15 protein-coding genes are annotated in these 13,934 nt (G+C 53.5%); 13 read left to right on the top strand and 2 right to left on the bottom strand.

Going from position 1 to position 13,934, the window contains the following annotated elements:
* The first annotated feature begins 10 nt into the window (after positions 1 to 10).
* The 10 genes from urtA to QLH52_RS18270 all read left to right on the top strand — a co-directional run bounded on the left by urtA (position 11) and on the right by QLH52_RS18270 (position 10,455).
* On the top strand, positions 11 to 1,300 hold the full coding sequence (gene urtA, locus QLH52_RS18315) for an urea ABC transporter substrate-binding protein (RefSeq protein WP_425257725.1): 1,290 nt from the start codon (positions 11 to 13) through the stop codon (positions 1,298 to 1,300).
* A 154-nt stretch (positions 1,301 to 1,454) separates the two neighbouring features.
* Positions 1,455 to 3,119, top strand: coding sequence for an urea ABC transporter permease subunit UrtB (gene urtB / locus QLH52_RS18310; protein WP_425257745.1), 1,665 nt, complete (start codon positions 1,455 to 1,457; stop codon positions 3,117 to 3,119).
* A gap of 501 nt (positions 3,120 to 3,620) precedes the next feature.
* Complete coding sequence (locus QLH52_RS18305; protein WP_319962503.1) at positions 3,621 to 3,971, top strand: hypothetical protein; 351 nt, start codon at positions 3,621 to 3,623, stop codon at positions 3,969 to 3,971.
* Positions 3,972 to 4,350: 379 nt separating this feature from the next.
* Positions 4,351 to 5,469, top strand: a complete 1,119-nt coding sequence (urtC, locus tag QLH52_RS18300; RefSeq protein ID WP_319962502.1) for an urea ABC transporter permease subunit UrtC — start codon at positions 4,351 to 4,353, stop codon at positions 5,467 to 5,469.
* Positions 5,466 to 6,275 carry an urea ABC transporter ATP-binding protein UrtD gene (urtD, locus tag QLH52_RS18295; protein WP_064041146.1) on the top strand — a complete coding sequence of 270 codons (810 nt, stop codon included), beginning with the start codon at positions 5,466 to 5,468 and terminating at the stop codon, positions 6,273 to 6,275. Before urtC ends, urtD begins: the two co-directional genes overlap by 4 nt.
* Entirely contained in the window at positions 6,275 to 7,048 is a 774-nt protein-coding gene (locus tag QLH52_RS18290; protein WP_319962547.1) for an ABC transporter ATP-binding protein, read from the top strand. Before urtD ends, QLH52_RS18290 begins: the two co-directional genes overlap by 1 nt.
* A 116-nt stretch (positions 7,049 to 7,164) precedes the next feature.
* Positions 7,165 to 7,470 (top strand): hypothetical protein, encoded by a 306-nt coding sequence (locus QLH52_RS18285; RefSeq protein WP_319962501.1) that lies wholly within the window; start codon positions 7,165 to 7,167, stop codon positions 7,468 to 7,470.
* Between the two features lie 12 nt (positions 7,471 to 7,482).
* On the top strand, positions 7,483 to 8,334 hold the full coding sequence (locus QLH52_RS18280; protein WP_319962500.1) for an urease accessory protein UreD: 852 nt from the start codon (positions 7,483 to 7,485) through the stop codon (positions 8,332 to 8,334).
* A 63-nt stretch (positions 8,335 to 8,397) separates the two neighbouring features.
* Complete coding sequence (locus tag QLH52_RS18275; protein ID WP_319962499.1) at positions 8,398 to 8,580, top strand: hypothetical protein; 183 nt, start codon at positions 8,398 to 8,400, stop codon at positions 8,578 to 8,580.
* A gap of 555 nt (positions 8,581 to 9,135) precedes the next feature.
* On the top strand, positions 9,136 to 10,455 hold the full coding sequence (locus tag QLH52_RS18270) for a pentapeptide repeat-containing protein (protein WP_319962498.1): 1,320 nt from the start codon (positions 9,136 to 9,138) through the stop codon (positions 10,453 to 10,455).
* Positions 10,456 to 10,772: 317 nt separating this feature from the next.
* Here QLH52_RS18270 and QLH52_RS18265 read toward each other — a convergent pair whose 3' ends face one another.
* Positions 10,773 to 11,033: a Txe/YoeB family addiction module toxin gene (locus tag QLH52_RS18265; RefSeq protein ID WP_319962497.1), complete on the bottom strand. Its 261-nt coding sequence runs from the start codon at positions 11,031 to 11,033 to the stop codon at positions 10,773 to 10,775.
* On the bottom strand, positions 11,030 to 11,281 hold the full coding sequence (locus tag QLH52_RS18260; RefSeq protein ID WP_064026876.1) for a type II toxin-antitoxin system Phd/YefM family antitoxin: 252 nt from the start codon (positions 11,279 to 11,281) through the stop codon (positions 11,030 to 11,032). The genes QLH52_RS18265 and QLH52_RS18260 overlap by 4 nt, the downstream gene beginning before the upstream one ends.
* Before the next feature lie 133 nt (positions 11,282 to 11,414).
* Here QLH52_RS18260 and ureA point away from each other — a divergent pair, with 133 nt between their 5' ends.
* From ureA to ureC, 3 genes are all read left to right on the top strand, one after another.
* Positions 11,415 to 11,717 (top strand): urease subunit gamma, encoded by a 303-nt coding sequence (ureA, locus tag QLH52_RS18255; protein ID WP_064020995.1) that lies wholly within the window; start codon positions 11,415 to 11,417, stop codon positions 11,715 to 11,717.
* Positions 11,718 to 11,847: 130 nt separating this feature from the next.
* Positions 11,848 to 12,165, top strand: coding sequence for an urease subunit beta (locus QLH52_RS18250; protein WP_319962496.1), 318 nt, complete (start codon positions 11,848 to 11,850; stop codon positions 12,163 to 12,165).
* Complete coding sequence (gene ureC, locus QLH52_RS18245; protein WP_319962495.1) at positions 12,162 to 13,865, top strand: urease subunit alpha; 1,704 nt, start codon at positions 12,162 to 12,164, stop codon at positions 13,863 to 13,865. Before QLH52_RS18250 ends, ureC begins: the two co-directional genes overlap by 4 nt.
* Positions 13,866 to 13,934 lie beyond the last annotated feature (69 nt).

Here is a 13,934-nt window from a genome sequence, read left to right as displayed (position 1 = left end):
GATGAAATTAATGCGTAACACATTCCGTAAACTGGCACTGGGGGCGGCGCTTTCGTCGCTGCTGATCGGCGGCCAGGCAGCCAATGCCGAAGACACCATTAAAGTCGGCGTGCTGCACTCGCTATCCGGCACGATGGCCATCAGCGAAACCACGCTGAAAGACACCATGCTGATGTTGATCGACGAGCAAAACAAAAAAGGCGGTTTGCTCGGCAAGAAGTTGGAAGCCGTGGTGGTCGACCCGGCTTCCAACTGGCCCTTGTTCGCGGAAAAAGCCCGCGAGCTGATCACTAAAGACAAAGTCGCATCCATCTTCGGCTGCTGGACATCCGTTTCCCGGAAATCGGTGTTACCGGTCATTGAAGAGTTGAACAGCATCCTGTTCTACCCGGTGCAATACGAAGGCGAAGAGTCTTCCAAAAACGTGTTTTACACCGGCGCTGCGCCGAATCAGCAAGCGATTCCGGCGGTCGATTACCTGATGAACGACCTGAAAGTACAACGTTGGGTGTTGGCCGGTACTGACTACGTCTATCCGCGCACCACCAACAAAATCCTGGAAGCGTATCTAAAATCCAAAGGGGTTAAACCGGCGGACATCATGATCAACTACACCCCATTCGGCCATTCCGATTGGCAAAGCATCGTCGCCGACATCAAAAAATTTGGTTCGGCCGGCAAGAAAACCGCTGTCGTTTCCACCATCAACGGCGACGCCAACATTCCGTTCTATAAAGAACTGGGCAACCAAGGCATCTCCGCCGAAAAAATCCCGGTCATCGCCTTCTCGGTGGGCGAGGAAGAACTCTCCGGCATGGACACCAAACCGCTGGTGGGTCATTTGGCGGCCTGGAACTACTTCATGAGCGTGGATACCACCAAAAACGCAGCCTTTATTCAACAATGGAAAGACTACATCAAGAACCCTAAACGGGTGACCAACGACCCGATGGAAGCCCATTACATCGGCTTCAATATGTGGGTGAAAGCAGTAGAAAAAGCCGGCACCACGGATTCCGACGCGGTACAAAAAGCGCTGATTGGCGTCGAGTACCCCAACCTCACCGGCGGTATGTCGAAAATGCTGCCTAACCACCACATCAGCAAACCGGTGTTGATCGGCGAAATTCAAGACGACGGCCAATTCGTCACCGTCTGGCAAACCAACAAACTGGTGGATGGCGACGCCTGGTCGGACTTCCTGCCGGACAGCAAACCGATCATCGCCGACTGGACCGCGCCTATCAGCTGCGGCAACTACAACACTAAAACCAAAAAGTGTTCAGGACAGAACTACTAACAGCGGATGTTACCCGCGAGGCTCACGGCAGGATGCCGTGGGCCTCGCCCCCAAAAGAGGACAGACGATGCACACACTCCGTTTCAGAACCCGTTTAAAAACGCCGCCCGGCTCGCGCCCGGCCAACCGTTCCCCCAAGGACAGCTTTATGAGCATGATGACTAAACATTCTACTCAGGCCGGATTGCTGGCTGGCGGCGTTTTTAAACGGCTTCCAAAACTTGCCGGCTATTTGCTGGCGATGATATTCCTCGCCGCGCAACCCGCCATGGCCCAAGACGCCGGCAGCGCCTTGGAGCAACTGCGCACCGGCAGCATGGCCGAACGCGAACAAGCCATCGCAACCCTGGGCAGCGACAGCAATAACCTGAAACTACTGCAAGCCCTGCAAGACGGCAAACTGTTCGACTTCAAAGCCGAAGGCAAATTGGTGTTTGCGCAGGAAAGCCCGGCCGGTTACCAACTCAGTGATCCGCTCAGCGGCTCGGCATTAGCCGAAGTCGAGCGCGGCGCGGTAGGCAAAATCAATTTAAATAACAAACTCCGCGGCGTGCTGCGCAAAACCATCGCCCAATTGCAATTAAACGATACTGACCCAGTGCTGCGCCTGATCGCGGTACAAGCATTGGCCAACGACATAGACGACAAAGCGGTGATTTTGCTGCGCGATCATCTGGCCAGCGAAACCGACGCCGAGATCAAAACCGCGATCAACAAAATGCTGTTATTGCAAGACATGAACAGCCCGGAAAAAGACCAACGCATCGCCGCGATCGGCGCGTTAAAAGATTTGGACAGCCAGGACGTAGTCAACAAGTTGCAAGCCATTATCGATAAGGATGCCGACGGCAATTTCCTGGAAACCGATAGCGACGTGCGCAACCTGGCCGAAGCGGCCCTAATCAAAATCCGCGAACGCATGCAAGCCTACGCCGCCGCCGAAACCGTGTTCTTTGGCTTGAGCTTGGGTGCGGTGCTGGTGTTGTCCGCGATTGGTTTGGCGATTACCTTTGGGGTGATGGGTGTCATCAACATGGCCCACGGCGAACTGATGATGCTGGGCGCTTATACCACTTATGTGATGCAACAAATCATGCCCAACAACCTGGGCACCGCCTTGATTCTATCGATTCCGATGGCCTTCTTGGTCGCGGCCTTGGTCGGCATCGCCATCGAGCGCGGCATCATCCGCTTCCTGTACGGCCGGCCGCTGGAGACTTTGTTGGCGACTTTTGGTGTGAGTTTATTTCTGCAACAAGCCGTGCGCTCGATCTTCTCGCCGCTGAACCGCAGCGTCGCCACGCCGGACTGGATGAGCGGCTCCTGGCAAATCAACGACTTTTTATCGCTGACCTGGAACCGCTTCTACATCCTGATCTTCTGCCTGCTGGTGTTTACCGCGCTGCTGCAAATCTTGAAGCGCACCAAGCTAGGTTTGGAAGTCCGCGCCGTCGCGCAAAATCGCGGCATGGCCCGGGCGATGGGCATCCCCACCTCGCGGGTCGATGCGATGACTTTTGGCTTGGGTTCCGGCATTGCCGGCGTGGCCGGCGTGGCCTTGAGCCAGATCACCAACGTCGGACCGAATCTGGGCCAGGCCTACATCGTCGACTCCTTTATGGTGGTGGTGTTCGGCGGCGTCGGTAATTTGTTTGGCACCTTGGTGGCCGGGTTCTCGTTGGGGATTGCCAATAAGGTGTTGGAGCCTTATGCCGGGGCGGTGTTAGCGAAGATTTTGGTGTTAGTGTTTATTATTTTGTTTATTCAGAAGAAGCCTAGGGGGTTGTTTCCGCAGAAAGGGAGAGCGGCGGAATCGTAATCTGAAAATGTAGGTTGGGTTTACCCGAAGGGCATAAAAGGCGCTAGCCGTAACCCAACATGTAGGCTTTCGATTTAGGTTACGGCTTTCGAATTCGGATTGGTGTCGCTAACGCGACGGTGGTTTTTGAAGTCGGGTCTCGGCCCGACAGCCGAGATACTTTCTTTTGTTTGGCCAAAAGAAAGTATCCAAAGAAAAAGCCACCCCGCCGCCGCTTGATCCCTGCGCTCCTCGGGTTTGAACGGGGTTGCCTGAAGGGGCTTCCCAGCCCCTGCATGCAACGCGCCGCATCCATGCGACGCCCCTAACGGGCTATTCCGTTCAAACCCTCCGGTGCTCGGCGCGGCAAAGGGGATTAAATCCCTCGCAAGATTCAAAGTGGATGGGTTGTGTGACGAAGGAAATTCTGGTTCCCGTGCATAGCATGAGAACGATGATAGATTTTGAAATTGATTCATAATTGTGTTCGTTATCGATAATACACTAACAGGACATAGTTAAATGAATTCAAACGAAATTCTAATACTTTATGTATTAACCCCGTTACTTTTTGGATTCTTAATTGGATTCATCATAAGAAGGGATTTTCAGTTTTTAAAGATCATACAAATTGGAGCTGCTCTTGCACTTGCCGGAAAGTCAATGGTGCAAATGAAGGCAAGTCAAAGTATTTCTTTAATTATTGTCGCCTCTGGAATTTTTGTTTTAGGAATCGGGGTTAGCTTTGCCATTAAACACGCAATTCATAATAAACCCAATACTGATAAGAATAAAAACATCCAAGATTTGGTTAAAGATAAATCTGAGAACACGAAAAACAGGCATGTGTCGGTTTTGGACAGATACAAATAATATTAAAAAGATGGCGGATTTAAAAAATTACGAGCATATCTGCAATTGGCTAAAACCGACGGTGGGCAAAATTGCCCACCCTACGCAAATTTGGGCGGCTGATGGTTTTAACCCCGTATGCCGCTCCGAGCACCGGAGTTTTTGAATGGAATAGCCCGAAGGGGCGATGCAGGGATGCATCGCGTTGACGGAGGGGCAGGAAGCCCCTTCCGTCAACCCCATTCAAAAACTTCGGCGCGCAGGATACAAGCGGCATCCGGGTGTCTTTTCTTTTGGATACTTTTCTTTGGACAAGCAAAGAAAAGTATCGCGGTCGCCGGTCCGCGAACCGGCATAAAAAAAACCGTCGCGATAGCGACACACTAAAACGGAAGACGGTATGAAACTAATCAACCTAAGCCAAGACAAAACCTACACCACCGTCCTAGCCGCGCTGGCGTCGGTAACCCTATTAATCCCCCTCTGTAACCTAATCTTCCCCGAAGACTCCGCGTTGCACTTTTCAGCCTACTCAGTCTCCCTAATCGGCAAATACCTGACCTTCGCCCTACTCGGCCTGTCGCTGGACATGGTCTGGGGCTACGCCGGCATTCTGGTCCTCGGTCAAGGCGCATTCTTCGCGCTGGGCGGCTATGCGATGGGCATGTATCTGATGCGGCAGATCGGCACCCGCGGCGTTTACGGCAACGCCGAATTACCTGACTTCATGGTGTTCCTGAACTGGACCGAACTGCCCTGGTATTGGTACGGCTTCGAGAATTTCGGATTTGCGATGTTGATGGTATTCCTTGCCCCTGGCCTGCTGGCCTTCGTGTTTGGTTGGTTGGCGTTTCGCTCGCGGGTCACCGGCGTGTATCTGTCCATCATCACTCAGGCCCTGACCTACGCCTTGTTACTGGCCTTCTTCCGCAACGAAATGGGCTTTGGCGGTAACAACGGCCTGACCGATTTCAAAGACATCCTCGGCTTCAACATTCAATCCGAAGCCGTCCGTTCGGTGCTGTTATTGATGACCGGCCTCAGTCTGATCGGCGCGCTGCTGCTGTGCCGCTGGATCGTCAACAGCAAACTGGGCCGGGTCGTCACGGCGATTCGCGATCAGGAATCGCGAGTGCGCTTTTTGGGTTACCGGGTGGAATTGTTCAAACTGTGGGTGTTCGTGTTCGCGGCGATGCTGGCCGGGCTGGCCGGGGCTCTGTACGTGCCGCAGGTCGGCATCATCAACCCCAGCGAATTCTCGCCGCTCAATTCGCTGGAAATCGTCATCTGGGTCGCGGTCGGCGGCCGCGGCACGCTGTACGGCGCGATCATCGGCGCGGTATTAGTCAATTACGCCAAAACCGTGTTGACCGGCCTGATGCCCGACGCCTGGCTGTTTTGTTTGGGCGGCGCCTTCATACTGGTCACCTTGTTAATGCCCGACGGCATCGTCGGCCTGCTGCGCCGTCGCAGCAAACCCAAACCTACTCTTAACGCTACCGGAGGACAACCGGCATGATGATCTCGGCTGCAACTACCACCGAAGGCGGCGCCAGCCTGCCGCTGGACGGCGAGGTCGACGCCCGCCACGGCCCGATTCTGTACATGGAAGACGTCAGCGTCAGTTTCGACGGCTTCCGGGCGCTGAACCACCTATCGCTGTACATCGACGACGGCGAATTGCGCTGCCTGATCGGCCCCAACGGTGCCGGCAAAACCACTTTAATGGACGTCATCACCGGCAAAACCAAGCCCGACAGCGGCTCGGTATTCTTCGGCCAGACCATCGACTTGCTGGAACTGGACGAACCGGCCATCGCTCAGGCCGGCATCTGCCGCAAGTTTCAAAAGCCCAGCGTATTCGACGCCTTGACAGTGTTCGAAAACCTGGAACTGGCCTTGAAAACCGACAAGCGCACCTGGCCGACCTTGTTTCATAAGTTAAACAGCGAACAACGCGACCGCATCCAGGACGTGCTGCAAACCATCGCCCTGCCCGCTCAACAACGGCAACTGGCCGGCGCGCTGTCGCACGGCCAGAAACAATGGCTGGAGATCGGCATGCTGTTGATGCAAGACCCAAAAGTAATGCTGGTCGATGAGCCCATCGCCGGCATGACGCATCAGGAAGTCGAACGCACCGCCGAGTTATTGCTGTCCCTGCAAGGCCAGCATTCCATTGTGGTCGTCGAGCACGACATGGAATTCGTGCGCAGCATCGCCCGCAAGGTCACCGTGCTGCACGAAGGCTCGGTGCTGACCGAGGGCACGATGGACGAAGTCCAAAACGATCCGCGCGTGATTCAAGTTTATCTGGGGGGATGATGTTAAACATTAGCGCATTGCAACAATATTACGGCGCCAGCCACACCCTGTGGGACCTAGACTTAAGCGTACCGGCCGGCGCTTGCGTCTGCCTGATGGGCCGCAACGGCGTCGGCAAAACCACGCTACTCAAAGCCATCATGGGCCTGCTGCCGGTAGCCGACGGCAGCATCCAATTCGACGGCGTGGAACTGGCCAAAGCCAAGGCCGAATCCCGCGCCGAACTGGGCATCGGCTACGTGCCGCAGGGCCGGGAAATCTTTCCGCTGTTGACCGTGGAAGAAAACCTGAAAACCGGTTTGCGCGCCGCCCACAAACACGGCATTAAAAAAGTGCCGGACAGCATATTCGAGATTTTCCCGGTACTGAAACAAATGCTGAAACGCCGCGGCGGCGACCTATCCGGCGGCCAACAACAGCAATTGGCGATTGGTCGGGCCTTGGTCTTAAATCCCAGATTGTTGATTTTGGACGAACCGACTGAAGGCATTCAGCCCAACATCGTCAGCGAAATCGGCGACGTGATCATTCGCCTGAACAAAGCTCGAGGCGTGCCGACGCCAGCCACCAAACCGGAACCCGGCGAAATCCACCAAGCCATCGACCGCATCCATAAAGAACTGGGCGTGACGGTATTGTTGGTCGAGCAAAAACTGCCGTTTGCTCGTAAGGTGGCGAACCAGTTTTGCATCATGGACCGGGGCCGGCATGTGGCGGTCGGGGCGATGGATGAGTTGGCCGATGATATGGTGAAGCGTTACCTCACAGTCTGAATATTCCTCTCTTTGCAAATGCGGGGCTAATGGAGATTTTCTAAACGGGCGTAGGATGGGCTGAACAACGTGAAGCCCATCGTTGTTATTCAAAGCGTGATCACGGAGAAATAAAGATGAATTCCGATAAATTTTTGCTGGCTGCAGGAGCGCTATTGTTGGCGTGGTCGATGCGTAGTGAGGCACATGACAGTTACGATGCCATGATGGAAGGCGGCAACCTGTCGCAATTGACCCGCGCCGCCTTACATCCTTTGTTTGAAGTCCCGGATCTACCGACCCTAATGATCAGCGTTTTAATTTTGGGCTTCGTGTTTGGCCCGGTTATATTGCACATCATCCGCCAGCGCGAAGCTAACAAAGCGCAGCATCCGCCCTTGTCGGAAAAATCGGCCATCGCGCCTAAGACCAAAAACTTGTAACCCAACCGCACCATGCCAGCCAACTGTGCCGCTTTAACCCATCCCGCTGTCTCAACCGATACCACGGCGTGGGAAGCCGAATTGACCTTGGGATTCGCCCCGCGCGGAGACAAAACCGCCCTAGTCAACCGCAGCCATCGCGGCCCGCTGACTGTGCAGCGGCCGTTTTATCCGGAAGGCGAAGTCTGCCACGTCTACTTGCTGCACCCGCCCGGCGGCGTTGTGGCCGGCGACCGTTTGACCATCAACGCCAGCGCCGACACCGCCGCTCAGGCCCTGATCACCACGCCCGCCGCCGGCAAGTTTTACCGTAGCGGCGGCGGCGAAGCCCGGCAAACGGTGAATTTAACCGTCGCCGACGGTGCCAGCCTGGAATGGCTGCCGCAGGAAACCATCGTCTACGACGGAGCCCGCCTAAGTGCCAATATGCATATCGAGCTAGCCGAACAGTCTCGCTTCGTCGGCTGGGAAATCACCGCACTCGGCCGCCCCGCCGCCGGCGAAGGCTTCAGTGACGGCCACGCCGAACTGAACTGGCGCATCCAACGCGACGGCCGCTTGTTCTACCTGGAACGCCAGCATCTGGACGCGCAAGCCTTTCAAGCTCGTTGGGGTCTGGCCGGGCATTCGGCGTGCGGGACGATGTTTGTGTATCCGGCAACACCTTTGCATTTGGAGGCGGTACAAGCATTGATTGGCGAGGAGCCGAATCGCGGGGTCACTTTGATTGAGGGATTGTTGATTTGCCGGGGGTTGGATGAGCGGGCGGATGTGTTGAAAGGGTTTTTTGAGCGGGTTTGGGGATTGGTTCGAGGGGATGTAGTTGGTAAAGAGGTTTGTGCGCCGAGGATTTGGGCGACCTAAGCCGGTTTGATTTTTCTCTAGTGGATGGGTATGGTGACCACTCACCTTTCCTAGGAGACAGTTATGGAATTTAAAAGACAATATATCGTTAATGAAGACAGCCAAAGAGTCGCGGTACAACTGGATATCGATACTTTCGAAAAGATTGAAAATGTGTTGGAAAATTATGCCTTGGTGCAGTTGATAAACGCCGATGATAGCGAGACCTTGAGTATCGAAGAGGCAAAAAAGTATTACGTCAGATAAAAGGGTTGGCAATTATGCCAACAATTAACTTTATGACGTCTGGGCACTCAATCATGTTCATACTCGGCTTAATTAACACGTCATTCCGGCATGGATTGCCGGAATCCAGAAGCCATGGATGGCTTGGAGTTGGGATTTGGTGTCGCTAGCGCGACGGCTTTATTTTCATGTCGGGTCTCGGCCCGACAGCCGAGGTACTTTTCTTTGCTTGTCCAAAGAAAAGTACCCAAAAGAAACGACACCCCATGCCGCTTGATTCCTGCGCTCCGAAGGGTTTGAACGGGGTTTTCGGAAGGGCTATCCATAGCCCTCCGAAAACGAGCGGCATCCCTGCCGCTCCCCTGCGGGCTGATCCGTCCAAACCCTCCTGTGCTCGGCGCGGCATCAGGGGAGTAACCCAACCTGCGTTGAAAGATAACCGGGAGACTTTAAAAGCCGAAACAACGTGACTATTGTAGGATGCTGCCGACGTTATGAGGCGAATCGGTCTCGAACGATACGCTTTGCCTTTGTTAAGCTTATCCTGTCCCCCTAAAAAGTGAGTTAACAAAAAATATGGATGAAAATAATTATATTTCTGGACCGGATAGATTGCAGCAGCTAAATAGCGATTTTATATCTAGCTTAAAAGAATGGTCTACAGAAGATATAGAACAAGAACCCAAACTCCATATAGGCGGCCAAGAACGACCAATTCTTTCCGTTTCGATAACTAAATTAATTTCACATATAAATAAATTCACTAGCATATGGAAAAGCATACCAAAAGAACAAAAGCAAGAGTTTAGAGGAATTTGGTATATCGATTGCCGGGGACTGTATATTGAGTCATCCCTAGACGATGTGCTATCAATGAATATTGATTCTCTCTTAGAGTTTGCGCCTATTCAATTTGACCACTCAATAGTTGACATAGGATTACCACTATTTGCGACAACAAGGTTCTTAGGTGATACCAGTTTTTATAATGTTAAGTTTAAAAGAGAAATGCGTTTTGACCATACCGTATTTGTTGGCAACGTTAATTTTGATCGAGCGATTTTCTCAAGAAATGCGTCATTCATAAACTGTGATTTTAGAGGCATAAATAACCCATCATTTCAACAAGTCGATTTATCAAAATCCATTGATTTTACAAAAGCAAAATTTAACCGAGCCCCTGTTTTCTATGGCACTGAATTTAAAGCTTCCTTACCATTTAACGAAGCCACCTTTAATAAAAATGCAAAAAATCTATTTCAAAAAGATATGCACTGTGATATTCAAGCTTGGAGAGCATTAAAAAATATTGCATCAGCACAAAAAAATCAACATGATGAAGCGGTTTTTTTTACATTAGAACAAAGATATTATCGTAAAGCATATTTAGCTTTACGCTTAGTGTGGCAAAAGGAATTATTTAGGGCTCAGCAAGGCCGACAAGGTTTAGGCGATTTATTGGTTCTTGACACTTGGCATCCAAGCTCTCTGAAATACTGGAAGTTTTGTGATGTACGCTGGAAGTCGATTGAATGGTTTATCTCTTGGCTCTATGATCTTATATCTGAATATGGCAGAAATCCTAATCAAGCTATTGGCTGGTTATTTGGCCTAAACATTTTATTTCTCCTGCTATACAAAACAATTTTAATTATGAGTCCATCAGCATTTTATTTTTCTGATATTAGCACCCATGACTTACCTTTAAAACAACATCCGGCTTTATTTTTTACCCTACAAAACCTATTTAATCCTGGCGCTGCTTTTTCATTTAAAACAGTGATATATCCAAATAATATTTTGGTTTTGTTTTTATCTATTTTTCAATTTATTGGCACGAATCTAGTTTTAATATTGACCGCTTTGTCCCTCAGAAACAGATTTCAAAAAAGTTGATGAAGAAATTAAATAACTTTTCGATACGGGGCGGTTTCCTCCCCGTATGCCGCGCCGAGCACCGGAGCTTTTGAACGGATTTGCCCGATAGGGGCGATGCAGGGATGCATCGCGTTGACGAAGGGGCAGGAGCCCCTTTCGGCAACCCCGTTCAAAAGCTTCGGAGCGCAGGGTCAAAGCGGCATCCGGGTCGCCTTTTCTTTGGATACTTTCTTTTGGCGACGCAAAAGAAAGTATCGCGGTTGTCGGTCCGCGAACCGACATTTAAAAAACCGTCGCGATAGCGACACCACTACAACCAACGACACCAACCAAGATTAATACTCATAGTGAAACCGCAACTGCGCAATCAACAACGTATCGCCGGCAACCTTGTAAACGATCCTGTGCTCGTCGTTAATCCGCCGCGACCAATAGCCGGACAAACCGTGTTTCAACGGTTCCGGCTTACCGATGCCTTCAAACGGCTGGCGCTGGATTTCCTTGATCAATTGGTTGATGCGTTTGAGAATGGCCTTGTCGGTGGTTTGCCAGTACAGATAGCTATCCCAGGCATCGGCGGAAAAAGTGATTTTCACTCGATTAATTCATGCTCCGTGCCTTGGCCGGATTCCAGCTCGGCGATGGATTCCAGCAAGCGGCGGGCGTTGGCTGGCGAGCGTAATAAATAGGCGGTTTCCTCCATGGCTTGGTAGTCTTCCAAAGACAGCATCACCACCGGGGATTCGCTTTTGCGGGTGATGATGATTGGGGCATGGTCGGCGCAAACCTTGTCCATGGTTTTGGCTAAATTGGCGCGAGCGGCGCTGTAACTGATGGCGTCCATCGATGCTCCTTTTGTACAAAAAAGTGTACGATAGCTTAACCCCGACGGTTAGCTGCTGCAAATTAGGAAAAGCCTGTGGGCGGGATAAATCTACCCATGGTACGAAAACGCGACTTTAACTAAACAGACCACCATGCAACTAACACCTAGAGAAAAAGACAAACTCCTCCTCTTCACTGCCGCCCTCCTCGCCGAGCGCCGCAAAGCCAGAGGCTTGAAACTCAACTACCCGGAAGCGGTGGCTTATATCTCCGCCGCGATCATGGAAGGCGCCCGCGACGGCCAGAGCGTCGCAGAATTGATGAGCTTTGGCCGAACCTTGTTGACGCGCGACGACGTGATGGACGGTGTGGCGGAAATGATTCCCGACGTGCAGGTGGAGGCAACCTTCCCGGACGGCACCAAGCTGGTCACCGTACATGAGCCTATTGTTTAGCCATCGCGTGGGCACAAAAAGACTGTGCCCACCCTACGAAAATTCGCCAGAAAACCAAGAAAATCCAATAGGTAGGGTGGACACGATTTATCGTGCCCACGCGAAAAAAAATGAATAAAAGGAGCCCAATATGATCCCCGGAGAAATCTTCCCCGCCGACGGCGGCATCGAAATCAACGTTGGTCGCGCCACCGTCAAAGTCCTGGTCGCCAACAGCGGCGACCGGCCGATTCAGGTCGGCTCGCATTACCATTTTTACGAAACCAACCCGGCCTTGCATTTCGACCGTGAAGCGGCGCGCGGCTTTCGCTTGGACATCCCGGCCGGCACGGCGGTGCGTTTCGAGCCGGGCCAGCAGCGCGAGGTGCAGTTGGTGGCTTTCGCCGGTGAACGCAAAGTCTACGGCTTTCGCGGCGAGGTGATGGGCGCATTGGAGACAACCGCATGAGCAAAATCAGCAGAACCGCTTACGCCGACATGTTCGGCCCCACCACCGGCGACCGTTTGCGGTTGGCCGACACCGATTTGATCCTGCAAGTGGAAGCCGATTACACCGTCTACGGCGACGAGGTGAAATTCGGCGGCGGCAAGGTGATCCGCGACGGCATGGGCCAAAGCCAGCTCGGCAACGACCGCGCAGTGGATTTGGTGATTACCAACGCACTGATCATCGATTACTGGGGCATCGTCAAGGCCGACGTCGGCGTCAAGGACGGCCGCATCTTCAAGATCGGCAAGGCCGGCAACCCGGACGTGCAGCCCGGCGTCGACATCATCGTCGGCCCCGGCACCGAAGTCATCGCCGGCGAAGGTCAGCTACTGACCGCCGGCGGCATCGACGCCCACATCCATTTCATCTGCCCGCAGCAGATCGAGGAAGCGCTGTGCTCCGGGGTGACGACGATGATCGGTGGCGGCACCGGGCCGGCCACCGGCACCAACGCCACCACTTGTACGCCGGGGCCGTGGCATCTGCAACAAATGCTGACCGCGCTGGACGGCCTGCCGATGAACTTTGGTTTGCTCGGCAAAGGCAACGCCAGCCTGCCCGGCGCGTTGGTGGAACAAATTCAGGCTGGGGCGATGGGCCTGAAACTGCACGAGGACTGGGGCACCACGCCGGCATCGATTGATTGCTGTCTGGGTGTGGCCGAGGATTACGACGTGCAAGTGGCGATCCACACCGACACCTTGAACGAGTCGGGCTTCGTCGAAGACACCTTCGCCGCCTTCAAGGGCCGCACCATCCACACCTACCACACCGAAGGCGCCGGCGGCGGCCATGCCCCGGACATCATCAAGGCCTGCGGCTTGAACAATGTGCTGCCGTCGTCGACCAACCCGACCCGGCCGTATACGGTCAACACCGTCGACGAGCATCTGGACATGCTGATGGTCTGCCATCACCTTGATCCCAGCATCCCGGAAGACGTGGCTTTTGCCGAATCGCGCATCCGCCGCGAAACCATCGCCGCCGAGGACATCCTGCACGACCTGGGTGCGTTTTCGATGATTTCCTCGGACTCGCAAGCCATGGGCCGGGTCGGCGAAGTAGTTATCCGCACCTGGCAGACCGCGCACAAGATGAAGACGCAGCGCGGCGCGCTGGCCGGCGATCCGGCGAGCAGCGACAACCAGCGCATCAAACGCTACATCGCCAAATACACCATCAACCCGGCCATCAGCCACGGCATCAGCCACGAAGTGGGCTCCATCGAAGCCGGCAAATTGGCCGACCTGGTGTTGTGGCAACCGGCCTTCTTCGGCGTCAAACCCAGCCTGGTGCTGAAAGGTGGCCTGATCGCCGCCGCGCCGATGGGCGACGCCAACGCCTCCATCCCCACCCCGCAACCGGTGCATTACCGGCCGATGTTCGGCAGCTTCGGCCGCACCGCCGCCAATACATCGATGATCTTCCTGCCGCAAGCGGCAGTAGCGGCCGGCGTGGCAGGGCAATTGAGCTTGCAGAAGCGGGTCGGGGTTGTTCGCAATACTCGCAACATTGGTAAGGCGGATATGAAATTGAACGACTACCAACCGGTGATGGAGGTTTGTCCGCAGACTTATCAAGTCAAAGCGGATGGGGTGTTGTTGACTTGCGAACCGGCGGTGGTGTTGCCGATGGCGCAGCGGTATTTCCTGTTTTGAGAAGGGTCAGGGTTTTCGGTAGAGCCATCCGTGGCCCTGCCGAAAACAAACTGTATGCAACTGAAGCGA

Origin of the sequence: Methylomonas defluvii (assembly GCF_033949435.1) — a bacterium.
GTDB classification, from domain to species: Bacteria; Pseudomonadota; Gammaproteobacteria; order Methylococcales; family Methylomonadaceae; genus Methylomonas; species Methylomonas defluvii.
The sequence above is the reverse complement of the archived record's forward strand: the minus strand, read 5'-3'. Positions and strand labels throughout refer to the sequence as shown.

Bases quoted from the DNA above. Each gene is read 5' to 3' on its own strand.
- urtD (WP_064041146.1), top strand. From the start codon at position 5,466: ATGATGATCTCGGCTGCAACTACCACCGAAGGCGGCGCCAGCCTGCCG.
- QLH52_RS18250 (WP_319962496.1), top strand. From the start codon at position 11,848: ATGATCCCCGGAGAAATCTTCCCCGCCGACGGCGGCATCGAAATCAAC.
- QLH52_RS18305 (WP_319962503.1), top strand. From the start codon at position 3,621: ATGAATTCAAACGAAATTCTAATACTTTATGTATTAACCCCGTTACTT.
- QLH52_RS18285 (WP_319962501.1), top strand. From the start codon at position 7,165: ATGAATTCCGATAAATTTTTGCTGGCTGCAGGAGCGCTATTGTTGGCG.
- QLH52_RS18290 (WP_319962547.1), top strand. From the start codon at position 6,275: ATGTTAAACATTAGCGCATTGCAACAATATTACGGCGCCAGCCACACC.
- ureC (WP_319962495.1), top strand. From the start codon at position 12,162: ATGAGCAAAATCAGCAGAACCGCTTACGCCGACATGTTCGGCCCCACC.
- urtA (WP_425257725.1), top strand. From the start codon at position 11: ATGCGTAACACATTCCGTAAACTGGCACTGGGGGCGGCGCTTTCGTCG.
- urtB (WP_425257745.1), top strand. From the start codon at position 1,455: ATGATGACTAAACATTCTACTCAGGCCGGATTGCTGGCTGGCGGCGTT.
- QLH52_RS18270 (WP_319962498.1), top strand. From the start codon at position 9,136: ATGGATGAAAATAATTATATTTCTGGACCGGATAGATTGCAGCAGCTA.
- urtC (WP_319962502.1), top strand. From the start codon at position 4,351: ATGAAACTAATCAACCTAAGCCAAGACAAAACCTACACCACCGTCCTA.
- ureA (WP_064020995.1), top strand. From the start codon at position 11,415: ATGCAACTAACACCTAGAGAAAAAGACAAACTCCTCCTCTTCACTGCC.
- QLH52_RS18260 (WP_064026876.1), bottom strand. From the start codon at position 11,281: ATGGACGCCATCAGTTACAGCGCCGCTCGCGCCAATTTAGCCAAAACC.
- QLH52_RS18280 (WP_319962500.1), top strand. From the start codon at position 7,483: ATGCCAGCCAACTGTGCCGCTTTAACCCATCCCGCTGTCTCAACCGAT.
- QLH52_RS18275 (WP_319962499.1), top strand. From the start codon at position 8,398: ATGGAATTTAAAAGACAATATATCGTTAATGAAGACAGCCAAAGAGTC.